This is a genomic window from Variovorax sp. HW608, from assembly GCF_900090195.1.
Lineage (GTDB): Bacteria > Pseudomonadota > Gammaproteobacteria > Burkholderiales > Burkholderiaceae_C > Variovorax.
The window spans coordinates 4,981,393-4,995,449 of record NZ_LT607803.1; the positions used below are offsets into that span (position 1 = coordinate 4,981,393).

A 14,057-nucleotide genomic window follows, 5' to 3' on the forward strand; every position below is an offset into this window, starting at 1 on the left:
TGCCTGCACGGTGCTGCAGGCCTATCGTTTGATAACGGTCAAAGTCTTTCCACTCAACCACTTACGGCGGACATTTCATGTTGACCTCTGTGCTTGTCCTGATCGCTGTCCTGGCCTTGCGGGAGCTCTATCTGGAGCACTGGCTGGGGCGGTCGATCTGTATCAGGAGGCAACGCAAGGGCTGGATGGCCGTCGAAGTCCGCCGCCGGGTCGGCATGGAGCGGCTCCCGAGCAGCGTGTCCGACTACCCGGTGCCGCGCGAGGAGCGGATCCTCGTCAACCGCCTCGCGGGGGTGGTGATCTGGCATCGCGAAGTCAGTGTCGGCCTGCCGCTCAGCGCCTGCGACCATCTGCAGGACGTGACCGCCCAGGAGTTCGATCGCGCCTTTCCGGCCTGGCTTCGGCTGAAGAGCGCGGGCTGATCACAGCCGGCCGGACGCCGCCATCAGGTAGGCCCGGATCGCGGGGCTGGTGCTCAGGCCGGCCGCGCGTGCATAGGCCTCGCGTGCCTCGGCCAGGTTTCCTGTCTCTCCCAGCAGATGCGCGCGCGCCGCCCAGTAGGGCTGGTAGTTTGCAATTTGTGCTGGCGTGAAGGCGTCGAGCGCGCGCAGCCCTTCGGCCGGACCGGCGGCGTTCGCCAGCGCGCAGGCGCGGCTCACCTGCGCGCCCAGGCCCGGGCGCAGCGCGAGCAGGCCGTCGTACAGCGCCACCAGCGCATCGGGCGGCACGTCGGCGCCCAGGCGCCGCGCGCAGTGCGCCGACTGGATCGCGGCCTCCACCTGATAGGCGCCCGGATTCTTCAAGGCGGCGGCGCTGCGCAGCGCCTGCTCGGCCTGTGCGCGCAGCGCGTGGTCCCAGCGCGAGATGTCCTGTTCGTCGAGCGCCACGTAGTCGCCGGCATCGCTGCGGCGGGCGGCGGCGCGGCTTTCGCAGAACAGCATCAGCGCGAGAAGCCCCCAGGGCTCGGGCTCGCGCGGCATCAGTTCGCAAAGGATGCGCCCCAGCTCGATGGCTTCTGACGTCAGGCCGCGCTGCTTGGCATCCGCGCCGTCGACATCGTCCCACCCGGTGCCGTAGGCGGCGTAGATGCCGTCGAGCACGTCCTGCAGGCGCTGCGGCAGGTCCTGCGCGCGTGGAAACTCGAAGGGGATGCCCGCCGCCCGGATGCGGGCCTTGGCACGCACCAGGCGCTGCCCGAGCGTGGCCGGTGCGGTCAGGAAGGCGCCGGCCATGCGGGCGGCGTCGAGGCCGAGCACCGTCTGCAGCATCAGCGGCGCGCGAGCCGCCTCGTCGATGGCCGGGTGCGCGCACACGAAGAGCAGGCGCAGCCGGTCGTCGGGCACGGCTTCTGTGCCGCCTGCCTCCGCCGCGACTTCATCGGCCAGCAGGAGGAGGGTCTGCGCCGCTTCGTCCTGCACCCGGCTGTGCCGCCAGGCATCGAGCGTGCGATGGCGCGCGACGCTGAGCAGCCAGGCCTCGGGCCGATCCGGCACGCCTTCGACCGGCCAGCGCTCGAGCGCACGCGCGAAGGCATCGGCAAGCGCGTCTTCCGAGGCCGCGATGTCGCGCGTGCGCGCCGAAAGAATGGCGACCAGGCGGCCGTACGACTGGCGTGCGGCCTGCTCGGCGGCCCTTTCGGCGGCGGTCCGTGCGTTGTCCCGCGCGGTGTCCGTCACATCGTGGAGGTCGTGAAGACCGGGCGCACCTCGACGCCGCCGGTGCTCGCGCAGGGCGCGCGCGCGGCCCATTCGAGCGCGGTGTCGAGGTCGGCGACGTCGATCACGAAGTAGCCGCCGAGCTGCTCCTTGGTGTCGGCAAAGGGGCCGTCCTGCACCTGCCGCTTGTCGCCGCGGATGCGCAGCGTGGTGCCGGTCATCGGCGGGTGGAGGCCGTGGCCGTTGAGCGCGACGCCGGATTGGCGGATCGCGCCCACGTAGTCCATCCAGCTCGCGCGGTAAGCTTGGCTGGAGATCTCGTCGCGTTCCAGGAACTCCGACTCCGGCTGATAGAACATGAGCATGTATTGCATGGAAACCTCGCAAGAAGATGTGCCGAGCAGGATCGCTCACTGCAATGACGGCGCGCAAGTCGGCATTTCGACAGCAGGTGCCGAAAAATGCGAGGAATCCTTGGCGCAAGGCGCTTCAGCGCTCTCGGGCCGAGGGAGTCGAGGGGGTCGAGTAGTCGTAACGCGGGCCCGGGCCGATCGCGATCGGCGGCCCCGAGTCGCCGCTCGGCATGACCGCCGTGACCGGCGCGCGCACTTCCGGCCGCGTCTCGTAGCGCGGGCCGGGGCCGACGGCGATGGGCGGGCCGGGATCGCCGGCGACACGCGTCGTCGCGGGACGTGTCCAGCTGTATTGCGGGCCCGGCCCCGGCGCGATCGGCGGGCCCGGATCCGGCTGCGAGCCGGGACGGCGGACGACCACCGGGTAGTCGATCGGCTCCTCCGGGGCGCGCGTATCGCGGCGCGCGCGCGTGGTGGCGTCGGTGCGCGCCGGCGCGGGGCGGGAAGCTGCCTGGATCCGATCCCCGGCTGTCGCCTGCCGGGACGAAGCGGGCGATGAAGACGGCGATCGGTTGGCGGATGCCTCGGGACGGCGTGTGAGCGAAAGCGCCTGCGTCACCGTGTCCGGCGCGGGCGGCTGCGTCGCATTGCCGCTTTTCGGTTCGGCCGCCGCCGTCAGGGCCGGTTCCCGCACGGGCACGGGCGCCGGAGCGGGCACGGGCGTCGGGACGGGCACGAACACGCGGACCGGCTCGTGCACTTGCGTGGCGGGTGCTGCCGACGCCTGCGCAGGAGGGTTCCAGGGCGCGGGTCGGCCGAGGAGCACATAGATGCACCACGCGACGAAGGTGAAGATCATCGTGAGCCCGACCAGCCCGAGGTGCAGCCAGAACGAAGTGGACGACGGCTCCGGCCGCGAGGCGGCGATCGGCCGTTCGCGATCGGAGGTCGGCATCGCAGCAGCCATCCGTGGCGGAATGCCGCCCGCCGGCGCAAGGCCCGGAAGCCGCCCTGCGCAGCCAATGCAGAATTTCGCATTCGCGCGGTTCGGCGTTCCACAGTTCCCACAGACGAGAGGATTGGACATCCGGTAAAAATTGCACGCTCGAACCCTGCTGTCTGTCAGTCGTGTCCGACAGCGCTGTACCAAAGAAGCCGAAATGCACCCACTTCCCACCTACGACGATGTGATCGCCGCCGCCGGGCGAATCCATGGCCATGCCCACCGCACCCCGGTGCTGCGTTCGCGAACCGCCGACGCGCGCTGGGGCGCGCAATTCTTCTTCAAGTGCGAGAACTTCCAGCGCATGGGCGCTTTCAAGTTCCGCGGGGCGTTCAACGCGTTGTCCAGGTTCGACGCGGCGCAGCGCCAGGCGGGCGTGATCGCGTTCTCGTCGGGCAACCACGCGCAGGCGGTGGCGCTGGCCGCGAGCATCCTCCGCATGCCGGCGGTCATCGTGATGCCCAACGACGCGCCCGCGGCCAAGCTCGCCGCCACGCGCGGCTACGGCGCCGAGGTGGTGCAGTACGACCGCTTCACCGAGGACCGCGAGGCGCTCACGCGCAAGCTCGCGCAGGAGCGCGGCATGACGCTCGTCCCGCCCTACAACCATCCCGACGTGATCGCGGGGCAGGGCACGGCGGCGAAGGAGCTGATCGAGGACGCGGGGCCGCTCGACGTGCTCTACGTCTGCCTCGGCGGCGGCGGCCTGACCAGCGGCTCGGCGCTCTCGGCGCGCGCGCTGTCGCCGCAATGCACGATCTACGGCGTCGAGCCCGAGGCCGGCAACGACGGCCAGCGCTCGCTGCGCGAGGGCCGCATCGTCCACATCGACACGCCCAAGACCATTGCCGACGGCGCGCAGACGCAGCACCTGGGCGAATACACCTTCGGGATCATCCGGCGCGACGTGAACGACATCGTCACCGTGAGCGATGCGCAGCTGGTCGATGCGATGCGCTTCTTCGCCGAGCGGATGAAGATGGTGGTCGAGCCCACCGGGTGCCTCGCCTTCGCGGGCGCCTGCGCGGCGGGCGAGGCGATCCGCGGCAAGCGCGTCGGCGTGATCATCAGCGGTGGCAACGTCGACCTGGGGCGCTTTGCGGCGCTGGTCGGCGGAGCGGGCGTCTGAGACCGCCGTGCGCAGGCTTCGATTCCTCACCATCCGGCACCGGTCGCCTTCGACGAACCGGATGCTCGGCCTGTTGCTGGCCTTCAATGCGGGCGCGGTCAATGCGGGCGGCTTCCTCGTGCTGCACACCTACACCTCGCACATGACCGGCTTCACCTCCCAGCTCGCGGACGGGCTCGTGCTCGGGCAGGTCCGGATGCTGCTCAATGCGCTGGGCGCGATCCTGTCCTTCGTCGCCGGCGCCGCGGTGTGCGCGATGCTGGTCAACTGGGGCCGCCAGCACCGCCTGCACAGCGTGTATGCGCTGCCGCTGCTGCTCGAGGCGGTGCTCATGTTCCCGTTCGGGCTGATGGGCGCGGTCACGCTCACCTGGTCGACGCCTTTCGCGGTGCCGCTCACTGTGCTGCTGCTGTCGTTCATCATGGGCCTGCAGAACGCCGTGGCCTCCAAGACCTCGGGCGGCAGCACGCGCACCACGCACATGACCGGCAACATCACCGACCTCGGGATGGAGCTCGGCAAGATGCTCTACTGGAACCGCCGCGTGGCGCACGGCGCGGTGCTGGTTCGCCATGACCGCTCGCGGCTCAAGCTCGCGGGCGGCCTGATCGGCATGTTCGTGCTCGGCGGCGTGGCGGGCGCGGTCGGCTTCAAGTTCCTCGGCTTCGTGTGCGTGGTGCCGCTGGCGGCGCTGCTGCTGGCGCTGTCGGTGCCGCCGCTGATCCGGGACGCGCCGAGGTCCGTGGCCCTGATCCGGACGATCGGGCGCCTGGGCTGGTGGGCGCGGCCTGCCGGCGACGGAGGCGCCGGATCGGGCGATTGAGCCTGCGGGGCGCGTTAGCGCACGCCGTCGGCGCTCAGATGCAGCACCCGGTCGGCGCGCCCCGCCGCGGCTTCCGAGTGGGTAACCAGGACCAGCGCCGCGCCCTGCTCGCGCGTCTGCGCGAGCAGCACCTCCAGCACGCGCGCCGCGGTGGTCGGATCGAGGTTGCCGGTCGGCTCGTCCGCGAGCAGCAGCGACGGCCGGTGCACCAGCGCACGCGCGATCGCGACGCGCTGCAACTGGCCGCCGCTGAGCTGCTGCGGCAGACGATCGCCGAGCCCGGCCAGCCCCACTGCGTCGAGCATCCGCGCCACGCGCTCGTCGGCTGCCGCGCCGCGTTGGCCGAGCAGCATCAGCGGCAGCGCGACGTTCTGCGACACGTCGAGATGCGGCAGCACATGGAAGGCCTGGAACACGAAGCCGACATGGCGGCGCCGCCAGACCGCGCGCGCCTCGGCATCGAGCGATCCGATGTCGACGCCGTCGTGCACCACGCTGCCGGCATCCCAGTGGTCGAGCCCGGCCATGCAGTTGAGCAGCGTCGACTTGCCCACGCCCGATTCGCCGACGATCGCCACGAATTCGCCGCTCGCGACCTCGAGCGAGACATGCTCGAACACGGGCACGTCCCCATAGTGCTTGCCCAGGTCGTTGACTTGCAGCGTCATGCGACCTTTGCCACCTGTCGCACCACCTGCGCGATCGCATCCGGCGCCTCGGCCGCGATGACGTGGCGCTCGCGCATGCTGCGCAGCCAGGTGATCTGCCGCTTGGCGAGCTGGCGCGTGGCGGCGATGCCGCGCTCGCGAAGCTCGGCCATCGGCCAGCCGCCGTCCAGCGCCTCCCAGGCCTGCCGGTAGCCGACGCAGCGCATCGAGGGCAGGTCGGCGTGGAGGTCGCCGCGTGCGCGCAGGGCCTGCAGCTCGGCGATGAAGCCCGAGGCCAGCATCGCATCGAAGCGCATCGCGATGCGCTCGTGCAGCCATGCGCGTTCGGTGGGTTCCAGCGAGATCAGCGCCGCGGCCGGCCATCCGCTCGCGAGCGCGCCGGTGTTGCCGGCCGCATGGAAGCTCGAAATCGGCTGCCCGCTGGTGTGCCACACCTCCAGCGCGCGCTGGATGCGCTGGCTGTCGTTCGGCGCCAGCCGGGCCGCGGTGGTCGGATCGACTTCGGCGAGCCGTGCATGCATCGCGGGCCAGCCCAGCGCGGCGGCGTCGGCTTCGAGGCGCTTGCGCAGTTCGGGGTCGGCGGCCGGCATCGCATCGATGCCTTCGGCCAGCGCCTTGAAGTACAGCATCGTGCCCCCGACCAGCAGCGGCAAATGGCCACGCGCGGCAATCTCGACGATGAGCCGCCGCGCATCCTGCACGAAGGCGGCCGCGCTGTAGGCATCGCGCGGGTCGATGATGTCGATCAGGTGATGCGGCACCTCGGCGCGCTCTTCGCGCGTGGGCTTGGCGGTGCCGATGTCCATGCCGCGATAGACCAGCGCCGAATCGACGCTGACGATCTCGACCGGGCGCAGGCGCGCGACGGCCAGCGCTGCCGCGGTCTTGCCCGATGCGGTCGGTCCTGCGAGCGCCACGTAGCGCGGCGCGGCGCTGCCGTCAGTGGCCATGCGCCTCTCCATGCCGGCGCACCAGCGTCCAGGCCACGAGCGCGATGCAGACGCTCCAGAACCACATGCCGAGCGTGAGCGGCATCACGGTGCCGTCCATGCGGGTTCCGAGCCAGCCGCCGATGCCGAAGGCGGCCAGCATCATGATGAAGCCGTTGAGCGCCGATGCCGCGCCCGCCGCCTGCGGAGAAGGCCCGACCGCGCCCGTCTGTCCGCAGGGCTGGTGCACCCCGTGTCCGAGCATCATGAGGGTGAGCGGCCCCACGATCGACGCGACCGACTGCACGCCCGCCAGCGAGAGCACGCCCATCGCGGTGCCGCCCACCAGCGTGAGAACGCCGGCCCGCGACACGCTGCCGCGGACGCCATGGCGCGCGAGCCAGCGGCGGCAGATGAAGGTGCCCGCGATGTAGGCGACGGAGTTCCACAGCATCACGAGCCCGTACTGCGTCTTCGAGAGGCCGAGTACCTGGATGAAGACGAAGGAGGATGAAGCGAGGAATGTGAAGAGCAGCCCGTAGGCCGCGGTCGTGAGCGCGCTGAAGGCGAGGAAGGTCGGGTTGCGCAGCACCATGGTCCAGGTCGAGGCCATCGTGGCGAGGCGCAGCGCCTCCGGGTTGCGCGCCGGCAGCGTCTCGTTGAAGCGCAGCGCGATCAGCGCCAGCGTGGCCGCGCCGAACAAGGTCGGCACCAGGAGCGCGAAGCGCCAGCCGAAGAGGTCGGAGACCCCTCCGCCCGTCGGCGCGCACAGGCAGGCGATGACGCCCAGCCCGGTCAGCGCGCGCGACATGACGCGCGCGCCCTCGGCCGGCTGGTAGAGGTCGCGCACGATCGCGCGTGCCGCCATCACGGCCGAGCCCATCGCTGCGCCCTGCAGCGTGCGCCAGACGATCAGCACTTCGATCGAGGGCGCGACCGCGCCGCCGATGCTCGCGATCACGTAGCCGCCCAGTCCCCACAGCAGCACCGGCCGCCGGCCGAAGCGGTCCGACAGCGGCCCGAAGACGAGTTGCGAGCTGCCGAAGGCCAACAGCAGCGCGCTCAGCGTGAGCTGCGCCTGCGCCATCCGCGCGCCGAGGCTGGCCGTGAGCGCGGGAAGTGCGGGCAGGTAGAGATCGGTCGTGACCGGCTGGAGGCCCAGCAGCAGCGCGAGCACGAGCACGAGCAGGGCGGCCGGCATGCCGGCGATGCGGGAAGCGGTCCGGGAGGAAGGGGAGAGGGCCTGTGCGGCGGGGGGCGGCATGCGCCCAAGGGTAACAAAGCCCGCGTCAGAGCGAAGGCGCGGCCGCGCCGTGCGCGACGGCGGGTGCGCTCGCCGCCACGTCCGCGGGCGCTTCGAGCGGCGGCTCGTGCATGCGGAACAGTTGCGCGAGCGCCGCGCGGTACTGCGCCTGCCCGATCGAATTGAGGTTGTGGTGCGATCCGCCTTCGACCAGCACGAACATCTTCGGCACCGTGGCGGCGTCGTAGAGCTTGCGGCCAAGCGTCGGGTTGATCAGGCTGTCTGCGGTGCCATGCACCACGAGCAGCGGGGCATCGATGTCCTTGACCTTGCTGATCGCCTCGAAGCGCTGCGTGATGAAGGGGCCGAAGGGCAGCCAGCCCCACTTGAAGCTGCTGACCACGTCGGCGATCGAGGTGAAGGTGCTCTCGACGATGATGCCGCTCTCGTCGTGCACGCGCGATGCGAGGTCGATGCCGATCGCGCCGCCGAGGGAGTGGCCGAAGATGTAGCGCGGCTGCCTGGGATGGTGCGCGGCGAGCCACTTCCAGGCCTCGAGCGCGTCCTCGCGCGCCGAATCTTCGGACGGCAAAGCTTTGGAGCTCTTGCCGAAGCCGCGGTAGTCGATCGCGAGCACCGAGAAGCCCAGCTCGTTCATGCGCCGCATCCGCGGCGATGAGCCGGTCACGTTGTAGCGCGCACCATGCAGGTAGAGCATGACCGGCTGGCCCGGAGATTCCGGCGCGCGGCCGAGCCACAGCCCGTGCAGCTTCACCGGCTCGCCGGTGAGCGAGGACTTGAACTCGATCCAGACGTCGTCCATGCCCCTGCTGCTGGCTTCCGAATTGCCCCAGCTGCGGTCGCTGGGCTGGAAGATCCATTCGCGCTGGCGCTCGTCGAGCGTCGAACAGCCGGCTGCCAGCAGGGCGACCAGGGCGGTGGCGGATGCGTACAGGGACCAGGGTTTCATGAACGTCGAAAGATAGGCACTCAGCCGGAAAGTTCAACGAAAGACCTCATGCAACGGATGTGCCCGCCAAGCCGATGACCCCGGAAAACCCTAGGTTTGGCGCGCGCGTGCGCGGATCCGGGGCAAGGATGCCGCCGGATGTAAGCGTGGTAAGGAAAAGAAGAGCGGTGAGCGTTCGCTCAGCGACCGCGCATGAAGAGCGCGTCGAGCTCGCGGACCGACAGTTGGCGCCATGTCGGCCGCCCGTGGTTGCACTGGTCGGAGCGTTCGGTGGCTTCCATCTGGCGCAACAGCGCGTTCATCTCGTCGATGGTCAGCTTGCGGTTGGCGCGCACCGCGCCGTGGCAGGCCATGGTCGAGAGCAGCTCGTTCTGCGCGCGCTGCACCACGGTGCTGGCATCGTGCTGGGCCAGCTCGGCGAGCACGCTGCGCGCGAGCTCGACCGGATCGCCCTCCGCCAGCGTGCTGGGCACGGCACGCACCGCGAGGGTGCGCGGCGAGAACGGCGATATTTCGAGTCCCAGCGAGGGCAGCACCGCGGCACATGCTTCCGCGGTCGCGACTTCCTGTGGCGTCGCCGCGAAGGTGGCGGGAATCAGCAGCGGCTGGCTCGCGATCGCCGCGCCGTCGAGCTGCGTCTTCAGCCGTTCGTAGACGATGCGTTCGTGCGCCGCGTGCATGTCGACGATCACGAGGCCCTGGCTGTTCTCCGCGAGGATGTAGACGCCCTGCAGTTGCGCGAGCGCGCGGCCCAGGGGCCAGCTTCCCTCCGCGGCCGTGCCGATGCCGGGCGGGACTTGCGCTGCCGGCGCGAATGCAGACGGCGCGAGGGGTGCGCTCGCGGGCGCTGCGCGGGTGTCCGATGTCGGCAGCGAAACCGGCGTCGCCGATTTGTCGCGGTAGGCGGGCCACATCGCCGCCGCATCGCCGAGGCCGCGTTCGGACGCGAACGGAATCGCGGGTTGCGTCCAAGAAGCCGCTTGGGGCAAGGCGCGCGGCTTGAAGAAGGGCTCGGCAGGCGCAGCAGCCGCATCGCCGGCGCGCGGCGCCGCGAGTGCGTTCTCGATGGCATGGCGCACCGCCTGATGCACTTCGCGGCTGTCGCGGAAGCGCACTTCGATCTTGGTCGGATGCACGTTGACATCGACGCGCGCCGGATCGATCTCGAGGTAGAGCGCATACACCGGCTGGCGCTGGCCGTGCAGGACGTCCTCGTAGGCGCTGCGCACCGCGTGGGCGAGCACCTTGTCGCGAACGAAGCGCCCGTTCACGTAGAAGAACTGCTGGTCGGCGCGCGACCGCGCCGCATCGGGGATGCCCGCGCGGCCGGTGACGCGCACCGGGCCGGCCGCGTGATCGACCACCACGCCGTGCTTCACGAAGTCGTCGCCGAGCGTGTCGGCCAGCCGCTGCTCCAGCGTGGCCGCCGTGCGCCATTGTTCGACCAATCGGCCTTCGTGCCAGATCGAGAAGCCGACATCGGGCCGCGCGAGCGCGTGGCGGCGCACGGCCTCGATGCAGTGCGCGAGTTCCGTCGCATCGGTCTTCAGGAACTTGCGGCGCGCGGGTGTCGCGAAGAAGAGTTCGCGCACTTCGACCGTGGTGCCGGTCGCGCGCGCCACGGGACGCAACTCGCCGGTGCGGCCATCGAGCGCGAAGGCGCCGTCGGCGCCGGCGAAGCGCGACTGGATGCTGAGTTCGGCGATCGCGTTGATCGCCGCGAGCGCCTCGCCGCGAAAGCCCATCGTGCCGACGGTCTCGAGGTCGTGCAGGCTTGCGATCTTGCTTGTCGCGTGGCGGCGCAGCGCCAGCGGAAGCTCATCGCGCGGCAGGCCCGTGCCGTCGTCCTCGACCGAGATCAGGCGAACACCGCCCGCGGAGAGCCGCACCGTGATCTGCCGCGCGCCGGCGTCGAGCGCGTTGTCGAGCAGCTCGCGGATCACCGACGCAGGGCGCTCCACCACTTCGCCGGCCGCGATCTGGCTGATCAGTTCGTCGGCAAGCTCGCGGATCGGGCGCCGCGTGGCAGGGTCTGCGGAAGAGGGGAGTGCGCTCACGGGGACATTCTAGAAGGGCCCCCTTGTGCAGTCGTGATAATGCGCGCCATGGAAATCATCAGCTTTCTCGTCGATTTCATCCTCCATATCGACAAGCATCTCGAAGCCTTCGTTGCGGCCTACGGCGTCTGGGTCTACGGCCTCCTGTTCCTCATCGTGTTCGTCGAAACGGGGCTCGTCGTGATGCCCTTCCTGCCCGGCGATTCGCTCCTCTTCATCGTCGGCGCGTTGAGCGGCGCGGGGCTGATGAACGTCGGGCTCGCGGTGCCGATCCTGCTCGCGGCCGCGGTCCTCGGCGACCAGTGCAACTACAGCATCGGCCGCTACTTCGGGCCGAAGGTGTTCCAGTGGGAGAGCTCGCGCTTCTTCAACCGCAAGGCCTTCGACCAGGCGCATGCGTTCTACGAGCGCTATGGCGCCATCACGATCGTGCTCGCGCGCTTCATGCCGTTCATCCGCACCTTCGCGCCTTTCGTGGCCGGCGTGGCCGAGATGACGCGCGGCAGGTTCACCTTGTTCAACGTCGTGGGCGGCTTGATCTGGGTGCTGGGCATCACGACCGCGGGCTACTTCTTCGGCAACCTGCCGCTGGTGCGCGAGCATCTGGAGAAGATCATCTGGGGCCTGATCCTCATCCCCGGATTGATCGCGATCTTCGGTGCATGGCGCGGCTCGCGCAGTGCTTCCGCAGCGCGCTGACGGACAAGCGATTCCCACAACAAGAAAGCGCGCCCGAAGGCGCGCTTTTTCGTTTGTCCGGGCCGCTCAGTAACGAGGTCCGTTGTTCGGGTAGTAGCTGTTGCTCGGGTAGTAGTCCCGGCCGTAGTAGTAGTTGCGTTGGTCGGCGCTGCGGCCGACCTGGTTGCCGATCAAGCCACCGACTGCCGCGCCGCCCACCGTCGATGCGGTGTTGCCGCCGATCGCGTGGCCGATCACCGCGCCGCCCACTGCGCCGCCTGCCGTGCCCAACTGCTCGTTCGGTCCTGCGGCGCAGCCTGCCAAGGTCAAGATCGCAGTGGCAGCCGCAGCCGTGATCCAAAGTCTCGTCTTCATGATGTTCACCTTTCAGTGATTGGTGAACTTCATTCTCCGGAGACGGCTGTGCGCACGTGTAGGAAATGACCCCGGTGTCTTGAACGAATGCGCTATCGGCACGTGAACGACAAATTGCGCGCAGGGCATCAGTGCAGGCGTTGCGCGTCGCGCTGCCTCGGTGCAAGGTGAATGCCCGCGATCATGCAGCGCACCGAGCCGCCGGCCATTTCCACCGTCGGCACCGCGAGCGGCACGAGTCGCGCGGAGCGCTCGATCAGCGCTTTCTGCGGCGCGGTGAGGCTCGCGCACGCGCGCTGCGAGAGCGCGAGGATGCGCCCATCGCGTCCCGACAACTCGATCGCATTGCCTGCGAAGTCGGCGATCTGTCCGGCGCTCAAGGCGATGACTTCGCGTCCCGATTCTTCGAGCCGTGCACGCACTTCGTCCGCGCGGCGGCGGTCCGGGATGAGGTCGAGGCCCACCATCGCGAACGCGGTCGCGACGCACATCAGCACGTTGGTGTGATAGACCGGCCGGCCCGTTGGATCGCAGGTGTCGAACGCAATCGGTTCGAAATTGAAGTGCGTGCTGAAGCGTTCGAGCGCGACCTGGTCGGCGCGGTTCGAGCGTGCGACGTAGGCCACGCGCGCCATGTGGTCGAGCACCATCGCGCCGGTGCCTTCGAGGAAGAGCCCGTCGTGCTCGAGGCCCGAGTAGTCGATCACCTCCTGCACGCGGTAATCGGCCTTGAGCGTCTCGATGATCTCCGGGCGGCGCTCGCGGCGGCGGTTCTCGCAGTACATCGGATAGAGCGCGACGTGGCCGCCCGGATGCGTGGAGAACCAGTTGTTCGGGAACACCGAGTCCGGCGTGTCGCGCTCGCCGCGGTCCTCGAAGAGGTGCACTCGCACGCCTTCGCTTTCGAGGCGCTCGGCAGCCGCGGTCACTTCGCGGTAGGCCGAACGCGCGAGGGCCTCCGCGGATTCCCGGCACGCGTCTGGAATGCGTTGTCCGCCGCGGTTTCGGGATTGGGGGTGAAGCCATGCGGGCGGATCATGACGATGGCAGAGGGGGCCTGGATGGAGCGGAGCGTGGACACGGGTGCGGTTCCTCTCTCTGGTGACGGGGAGTTCAGGCCACGCGGCGCATCACTGCGCGCGAAGCGCCGGGGCGGGTGTATCGAAACAGGTCCTTCGGGTCGTCGGCCGCCGGCACGAGTTCGACGTCGACGCCCATGTCGCGCGACATGGCCTGGTCGAACACGTAGCGCAAGGTGGAATAGTCCTCGAGCGCGAAGCCCACCGAGTCGAACACGGTGACCTGCGATGGATGCTGGCGGCCCGCTTCGATGCCGGCAAGCACGCGCCACAGGTCGATCACCGGGAAGTCCTTCGGCAACTGCTGGATGTCGCCTTCGATGCGCGTCTGCGGCTCGTACTCGACGAACACGCGCGCATGGCGCAGCACGTCCACGTGCAGTTCGGTCTTGCCGGGGCAGTCGCCGCCGATCGCGTTGATGTGCATGCCCGGCTCGATCATGTCGGGCGTGAGGATGGTGGCGTAGGTCTTGTCGGCGGTGACCGTGGTCACGATGTCGGCGCCGCGCACCGCTTCGGCGGTCGATGCAGAGCGGATCAGCTTCAGCTGCGGATAGACCGAGAGGTTGCGAACCAGCTTGTCCGTGGCGCGCGGATCGACGTCGTAGACCGCGATCTCGTCGATGCCCAGATGCGCATGGAAGGCGAGCGCCTGGAACTCGCTCTGCGCGCCGTTGCCGATCAGCGCCATGCGCCGCGCGTCGGGCCGTGCGAGCGCGCGCGCCGCCATCAGCGAGGTCGCGCAGGTGCGCAGCGCGGTCGCGACGGTGAGCTCGGACAGCAGCACCGGATAGCCGGTGTCCACTTCCGCCAGCACCCCGAAGGCCATCACCGTGTAGAGGCCCTTCGCGGTGTTGCTCGGGTGGCCGTTGACGTACTTGAAGGCATAGGTCTTGGCGCTGGAGACCGGCATCAGCTCGATCACGCCGATGTCGGAGTGGCTCGCCAGGCGGGCCGATTTGTCGAAGTCGGCCCAGCGGATGAAGTCCTCGCGGATCACGTCGGAGAGCTCGCCGATGAACGGGATCACGCCGACGTCCTGGATCAGGCGGGACATGGTGGGGACATCGATGAAGCGGGTCATGAGGCTCTCCT

At 69.6% G+C, this 14,057-nt stretch carries 14 protein-coding genes and 1 pseudogene; 4 read left to right on the forward strand and 11 right to left on the reverse strand.

Features of this window, described 5'->3' with window-relative positions:
• Positions 1-77 precede the first annotated feature (77 nt).
• Positions 78-422: a hypothetical protein gene (locus tag VAR608DRAFT_RS23580; RefSeq protein ID WP_157731089.1), complete on the forward strand. Its 345-nt coding sequence runs from the start codon at positions 78-80 to the stop codon at positions 420-422.
• On the opposite strand, the gene VAR608DRAFT_RS23585 is transcribed toward VAR608DRAFT_RS23580, so the two are convergent.
• The 3 genes from VAR608DRAFT_RS23585 to VAR608DRAFT_RS23595 all read right to left on the reverse strand — a co-directional run bounded on the left by VAR608DRAFT_RS23585 (position 423) and on the right by VAR608DRAFT_RS23595 (position 2,963).
• Positions 423-1,676, reverse strand: a complete 1,254-nt coding sequence (locus tag VAR608DRAFT_RS23585) for an RNA polymerase sigma factor (protein ID WP_231972937.1) — start codon at positions 1,674-1,676, stop codon at positions 423-425.
• Positions 1,673-2,029, reverse strand: coding sequence for a YciI family protein (locus VAR608DRAFT_RS23590; RefSeq protein WP_088956273.1), 357 nt, complete (start codon positions 2,027-2,029; stop codon positions 1,673-1,675). Before VAR608DRAFT_RS23590 ends, VAR608DRAFT_RS23585 begins: the two co-directional genes overlap by 4 nt.
• Positions 2,030-2,144: 115 nt before the next feature.
• On the reverse strand, positions 2,145-2,963 hold the full coding sequence (locus tag VAR608DRAFT_RS23595; RefSeq protein WP_088956274.1) for a hypothetical protein: 819 nt from the start codon (positions 2,961-2,963) through the stop codon (positions 2,145-2,147).
• Between the two features lie 205 nt (positions 2,964-3,168).
• On the opposite strand from VAR608DRAFT_RS23595, the gene VAR608DRAFT_RS23600 reads away from it, so the two are divergent.
• Both VAR608DRAFT_RS23600 and VAR608DRAFT_RS23605 read left to right on the forward strand, forming a co-directional pair.
• The gene (locus tag VAR608DRAFT_RS23600; protein WP_088956275.1) at positions 3,169-4,140 is read left to right on the forward strand and encodes a threo-3-hydroxy-L-aspartate ammonia-lyase; all 972 of its coding nucleotides are present in this window, start codon (positions 3,169-3,171) and stop codon (positions 4,138-4,140) included.
• A gap of 7 nt (positions 4,141-4,147) precedes the next feature.
• Positions 4,148-4,963: a YoaK family protein gene (locus VAR608DRAFT_RS23605; protein WP_088956276.1), complete on the forward strand. Its 816-nt coding sequence runs from the start codon at positions 4,148-4,150 to the stop codon at positions 4,961-4,963.
• Positions 4,964-4,977: 14 nt separating this feature from the next.
• On the opposite strand, the gene VAR608DRAFT_RS23610 is transcribed toward VAR608DRAFT_RS23605, so the two are convergent.
• The 5 genes from VAR608DRAFT_RS23610 to mutL form a co-directional block, all read right to left on the reverse strand.
• Positions 4,978-5,631, reverse strand: coding sequence for an ABC transporter ATP-binding protein (locus tag VAR608DRAFT_RS23610; RefSeq protein ID WP_088956277.1), 654 nt, complete (start codon positions 5,629-5,631; stop codon positions 4,978-4,980).
• A complete protein-coding gene (miaA, locus tag VAR608DRAFT_RS23615) occupies positions 5,628-6,581 on the reverse strand; it encodes a tRNA (adenosine(37)-N6)-dimethylallyltransferase MiaA (RefSeq protein ID WP_172843892.1) in 954 nt (317 codons plus the stop codon). Before miaA ends, VAR608DRAFT_RS23610 begins: the two co-directional genes overlap by 4 nt.
• Entirely contained in the window at positions 6,571-7,761 is a 1,191-nt protein-coding gene (locus tag VAR608DRAFT_RS23620) for a multidrug effflux MFS transporter (RefSeq protein ID WP_231972938.1), read from the reverse strand. The genes miaA and VAR608DRAFT_RS23620 overlap by 11 nt, the downstream gene beginning before the upstream one ends.
• An 88-nt stretch (positions 7,762-7,849) precedes the next feature.
• Positions 7,850-8,773 (reverse strand): alpha/beta hydrolase, encoded by a 924-nt coding sequence (locus VAR608DRAFT_RS23625; protein WP_088956280.1) that lies wholly within the window; start codon positions 8,771-8,773, stop codon positions 7,850-7,852.
• Positions 8,774-8,952: 179 nt separating this feature from the next.
• On the reverse strand, positions 8,953-10,830 hold the full coding sequence (gene mutL, locus VAR608DRAFT_RS23630; protein WP_088956281.1) for a DNA mismatch repair endonuclease MutL: 1,878 nt from the start codon (positions 10,828-10,830) through the stop codon (positions 8,953-8,955).
• 48 nt (positions 10,831-10,878) lie between these two features.
• Between mutL and VAR608DRAFT_RS23635 the strand changes: the two genes are divergently transcribed.
• Positions 10,879-11,529: a DedA family protein gene (locus tag VAR608DRAFT_RS23635; RefSeq protein ID WP_088956282.1), complete on the forward strand. Its 651-nt coding sequence runs from the start codon at positions 10,879-10,881 to the stop codon at positions 11,527-11,529.
• Positions 11,530-11,595: 66 nt separating this feature from the next.
• On the opposite strand, the gene VAR608DRAFT_RS23640 is transcribed toward VAR608DRAFT_RS23635, so the two are convergent.
• The 3 genes and pseudogenes from VAR608DRAFT_RS23640 to VAR608DRAFT_RS23650 form a co-directional block, all read right to left on the reverse strand.
• Positions 11,596-11,883: a glycine zipper 2TM domain-containing protein gene (locus VAR608DRAFT_RS23640; RefSeq protein WP_088958939.1), complete on the reverse strand. Its 288-nt coding sequence runs from the start codon at positions 11,881-11,883 to the stop codon at positions 11,596-11,598.
• Between the two features lie 128 nt (positions 11,884-12,011).
• Positions 12,012-12,922: pseudogene (gene ctlX / locus VAR608DRAFT_RS23645) on the reverse strand (citrulline utilization hydrolase CtlX).
• A 74-nt stretch (positions 12,923-12,996) separates the two neighbouring features.
• On the reverse strand, positions 12,997-14,046 hold the full coding sequence (locus tag VAR608DRAFT_RS23650) for an ornithine cyclodeaminase (protein ID WP_088956283.1): 1,050 nt from the start codon (positions 14,044-14,046) through the stop codon (positions 12,997-12,999).
• Positions 14,047-14,057 lie beyond the last annotated feature (11 nt).

Coding starts and splice junctions, on each gene's coding strand:
- VAR608DRAFT_RS23625 (WP_088956280.1), bottom strand. CDS start 8,773: ATGAAACCCTGGTCCCTGTACGCATCCGCCACCGCCCTGGTCGCCCTG.
- VAR608DRAFT_RS23580 (WP_157731089.1), top strand. CDS start 78: ATGTTGACCTCTGTGCTTGTCCTGATCGCTGTCCTGGCCTTGCGGGAG.
- VAR608DRAFT_RS23610 (WP_088956277.1), bottom strand. CDS start 5,631: ATGACGCTGCAAGTCAACGACCTGGGCAAGCACTATGGGGACGTGCCC.
- VAR608DRAFT_RS23595 (WP_088956274.1), bottom strand. CDS start 2,963: ATGCCGACCTCCGATCGCGAACGGCCGATCGCCGCCTCGCGGCCGGAG.
- VAR608DRAFT_RS23620 (WP_231972938.1), bottom strand. CDS start 7,761: ATGCCGGCCGCCCTGCTCGTGCTCGTGCTCGCGCTGCTGCTGGGCCTC.
- VAR608DRAFT_RS23650 (WP_088956283.1), bottom strand. CDS start 14,046: ATGACCCGCTTCATCGATGTCCCCACCATGTCCCGCCTGATCCAGGAC.
- VAR608DRAFT_RS23635 (WP_088956282.1), top strand. CDS start 10,879: ATGGAAATCATCAGCTTTCTCGTCGATTTCATCCTCCATATCGACAAG.
- VAR608DRAFT_RS23590 (WP_088956273.1), bottom strand. CDS start 2,029: ATGCAATACATGCTCATGTTCTATCAGCCGGAGTCGGAGTTCCTGGAA.
- VAR608DRAFT_RS23600 (WP_088956275.1), top strand. CDS start 3,169: ATGCACCCACTTCCCACCTACGACGATGTGATCGCCGCCGCCGGGCGA.
- miaA (WP_172843892.1), bottom strand. CDS start 6,581: ATGGCCACTGACGGCAGCGCCGCGCCGCGCTACGTGGCGCTCGCAGGA.
- VAR608DRAFT_RS23640 (WP_088958939.1), bottom strand. CDS start 11,883: ATGAAGACGAGACTTTGGATCACGGCTGCGGCTGCCACTGCGATCTTG.